General features: G+C 59.7%; 1 protein-coding gene. It reads left to right on the top strand.

The genetic code is table 11. The features are described from left to right. Positions 1-222 (top strand): hypothetical protein (locus VQ02_RS38595; protein WP_048448709.1); only part of this gene is annotated, 222 nt, incomplete at its 5' end. Between the last annotated feature and the right edge of the window lie 309 nt (positions 223-531).

The raw sequence follows: 531 nt of genomic DNA, 5'->3' as shown, positions 1-531 counted from the left end.
GCGATCGGCACCCTCTCCCTCCCGGAGAGGCTGCCTGCCCACCTCTACAAGGCCGTCCGCAAGATCACCGCGCTTCGCATCCAGATCGCCACGATCGGGACCGAGGGCGGGTCGGCGAAAAAGGCTAAGGTCAACTCCGCCATCAAGGACTGTTCGTTCACGATCGACGTCGAATTGCCCGCGATGTCTACCGAGCAGTCTGTAAAGGCGCTAACAAAATGAGTTCTACGTTGAAAATACGCTCGAATCACATCCAGGACGTGATTCGGGTTGACAACCGTCGCCGTGGGGCCGGAGATGCCATTTCGCCGGCCTTTGGCCTGCGAGTCGTTACCAGGAGTTCAACGCCGCCGCAGAGCACCCCTGAAAAGCCATCGGCCCCCACCTCCTTGCCGGGAAGTGAGGGCCGAGTGACCGTTACGAGAAGGCTGTAGGAGCCACAAAAAGCACCTCCTACAAGCCACAGATCGCCCCCGGGCGTCAAGCAAGAAACGCAGTTTCTTGTAACGGAGAGGCTTTGCCTGGAGGAGG

Origin of the sequence: Methylobacterium variabile (assembly GCF_001043975.1) — a bacterium.
Taxonomy (GTDB): Bacteria; Pseudomonadota; Alphaproteobacteria; order Rhizobiales; family Beijerinckiaceae; genus Methylobacterium; species Methylobacterium variabile.
Note: the sequence above shows the minus strand (reverse complement) of the source record. Positions and strands in the feature narration are given on the sequence as shown.